This is a genomic window from Brevundimonas sp., from assembly GCF_016463295.1.
Classification (GTDB): Bacteria; Pseudomonadota; Alphaproteobacteria; order Caulobacterales; family Caulobacteraceae; genus Brevundimonas.
Genome location: NZ_JAEMRO010000147.1, coordinates 1 through 2,487, shown reverse-complemented (window position 1 = coordinate 2,487; position 2,487 = coordinate 1). Strand labels below are relative to the sequence as shown.

At 67.7% G+C, this 2,487-nt stretch carries 4 protein-coding genes and 1 pseudogene; 2 read left to right on the top strand and 3 right to left on the bottom strand.

The genetic code is table 11. From position 1 onward, the window contains the following. The 3 genes from JHC81_RS14335 to rph all read right to left on the bottom strand — a co-directional run. Positions 1-317 (bottom strand): acyltransferase family protein (locus JHC81_RS14335; protein WP_366466348.1); only part of this gene is annotated, 317 nt, incomplete at its 3' end. Between the two features lie 55 nt (positions 318-372). Next, complete coding sequence (locus tag JHC81_RS14330) at positions 373-774, bottom strand: hypothetical protein (RefSeq protein ID WP_292175795.1); 402 nt, start codon at positions 772-774, stop codon at positions 373-375. An 86-nt stretch (positions 775-860) separates the two neighbouring features. Next, positions 861-1,592: a ribonuclease PH gene (gene rph / locus JHC81_RS14325; RefSeq protein WP_292175794.1), complete on the bottom strand. Its 732-nt coding sequence runs from the start codon at positions 1,590-1,592 to the stop codon at positions 861-863. Positions 1,593-1,637: 45 nt separating this feature from the next. Between rph and JHC81_RS14320 the strand changes: the two genes are divergently transcribed. Both JHC81_RS14320 and hrcA read left to right on the top strand, forming a co-directional pair. Then, the gene (locus JHC81_RS14320; protein WP_292175792.1) at positions 1,638-2,198 is read left to right on the top strand and encodes a GNAT family N-acetyltransferase; all 561 of its coding nucleotides are present in this window, start codon (positions 1,638-1,640) and stop codon (positions 2,196-2,198) included. Next, positions 2,195-2,487, top strand: a pseudogene (gene hrcA, locus JHC81_RS14315) (heat-inducible transcriptional repressor HrcA); the annotation flags it as partial. The gene JHC81_RS14320 and the pseudogene hrcA, both read left to right, overlap by 4 nt.

Below are 2,487 nucleotides of genomic sequence, written 5' to 3'. Positions count from 1 at the left end.
CCAAGCGCGATCATGCCGAACAGGGTCGCCAGATGCAGCGGATAGACCCGCGCCAGCCGAGCCCAAAGGAAACCGCCGTAGGAGAAGCGCTTCGTCCCCGCCCCCTCCAGATAGACATGGCTGAGAATGAAGCCGGACAGGATGAAGAAGGTCTCGACGCCCAGATAGCCCTTGGCCACGACATTGGGCGTGAAAGCCACGTCCAGATGCGGCCAGGCGGCGAACAACACGACCCACAGGGCCGCGAAGAACCGCAGAGTGGTCAGGGCGCGCAGGTCGGCCGGAGCCTCCTGACCGAGGGTCGGGATCGAGGTCATGGCGCAAAGGCTACAACCTCAGGCTCTAGGAACCGTTAAGCGGTGACGCTGGGTCTCAGGCCGCGCATTCCGCCGGCTTGGTCTCGCCGGGTCCGTACTGGCCGCAGGCCCGGTCGATCTCGCCCTGGATCATCGTGCAGGGGTTGGCGGCATTGCAGGGCGGACGGGTCGCCGGGCTGACCATGATGCAGCGCTCGGCCAGCCGGGCCGAGGCCTGGGGTCCGACCTCGGACAGGCATGAACCGGGTTCGCCTGCTGCGGCCTGATCGCCAGGCGACGCAGCCTCGGAGGGGACGATCTCCTCCTGCGGCGGCGCATCGACTGGCATTTCAGCGGTCGGGGCCGCGATGACCTCTTCACCGCCCGTTGCCTCGTCGATGTCCGGCGTAGATTCGCCCTGTCCGCAGGCGGCGAGCGCCAGGGAAAGACAGGCAGCAGCGAGGAGGGGCAGACGCATCTCAGGGCTCCATGCGATCTGGCGAGCGGTCACCTTAGGCACGGTTCAGGGCGCGGCGAAACCCGCGCCCTGCATCTTCTGATGGATCAAACGCGGCCCAGCGCCTGCCTTTGTAAGGCGAACAGCTCGGCACAGCCGCCCTCGGCCAGCTGGAACAGCCGGTCGAACTCGCCCCGGCTGAAGCCGCGCTTCTCGCCCGTGGCCTGGATCTCGACGATGGTGCCCGAGCCGGTCAGGACGAAGTTGCTGTCGGCCTCGGCATTGGAATCCTCTTCGTAATCGAGGTCCAGCACCGGCAGGTCGCTGCACACGCCGCAGCTGATGGCCGCGACCTGGTCCAGGATCGGGTCGGTCTTCAGGACACCCTCGGCCCGCAGGTAGTCAAAAGCCGACGCCATGGCGACCCAGGCCCCGGTGATCGCCGCCGTGCGCGTGCCGCCGTCGGCCTGGACCACATCGCAGTCCAGCACCACCTGCCGCTCGCCCAGGGCCTTCAGATCGACGACGGCGCGCAGCGACCGCCCGATCAGCCGCTGGATTTCCTGGGTCCGGCCTGACTGTTTCCCCGCCGCCGCCTCGCGACGGCCCCGCGTGTGCGTGGCACGCGGCAGCATGCCGTATTCCGCCGTTACCCAGCCTTGGCCCGAGTTGCGCATCCAGCCCGGCACCTTGTCCTCGACCGAGGCGGTGACCAGCACCTTGGTGTGGCCGAAGGTGACCAGGCACGAGCCCTCCGCATAGCGGTTGACGCCGGTCTCCAGCGTCACGGCACGAAGCTGTTCGGGGGTACGGCCGGAGGCGCGGGGCGAGACGGTCATGAGATGGTCCTTGGAGGTAACAGCCGCGCTGCTTATCCTGAAACCATGACCGTGTCCCCCCCAGCCCGTGACGAGGTGACCTTGCGCCCGGCGACGCTTGCCGATGTGTCGACGCTGGACGCCTGGGACCGCGAGCCGCACGTCATCGCCTGCTCCAACGACGATCCCGACGCCGATGTGGCCTTCGGCAGCGACTGGGCCGACGAGGTCACCAACTCGGCCTATGAGCTGACCTATCTGATCGCCGAGGTGGATGGCCGGCCCATAGGCGCGATGGCCGTCTGCGATCCGCACACCGAATCCAGCCATTACTGGGGCGACATAGAGCCGGGATTGCGCGCCATCGACATCTGGATCGGCCCGCCCGAGTGGTTGGGGCGGGGCGCGGGCACACAGATGATGACCTTGATGATCGACCGCTGCTTCGCCGAGGCGGGCGTAACCGCGATCGTCATCGACCCCCTGAACAGCAATACCGCCGCCCAGCGCTTCTACCGGCGTCTCGGCTTCGTCGAGGTCGGTCGCCGCATGTTCGATCAGGACGACTGCCTGGTCATGCGGCTGGAGAAGACGGGCTGGCAGTCCAGACAGGCGCTTCAAGCATGACCTTTATCGGCTCCCCCTCCGCCTCCCTGTCCGTGCTCGACGGTCGGGCCCGCGACATCTTTCGTCGCATCGTCGAGGGCTATCTGGAGACCGGAGAGCCCGTCGGGTCGCGGACCCTGTCGATGACCGGCATCGCCCTGTCGCCCGCCTCGATCCGCAACACCATGCAGGACCTGACGCTGGCGGGCCTGCTGGCGTCACCCCACACCTCGGCGGGACGGATTCCCACCCATGCCGGCCTGCGGCTGTTCGTCGACGGCCTGCTGGAGATCGGCGACATCGGCACCGA

Excerpts from the sequence above, each read along its gene's own strand:
- JHC81_RS14330 (WP_292175795.1), bottom strand. The coding sequence starts at position 774 with ATGCGTCTGCCCCTCCTCGCTGCTGCCTGTCTTTCCCTGGCGCTCGCC.
- JHC81_RS14320 (WP_292175792.1), top strand. The coding sequence starts at position 1,638 with ATGACCGTGTCCCCCCCAGCCCGTGACGAGGTGACCTTGCGCCCGGCG.
- rph (WP_292175794.1), bottom strand. The coding sequence starts at position 1,592 with ATGACCGTCTCGCCCCGCGCCTCCGGCCGTACCCCCGAACAGCTTCGT.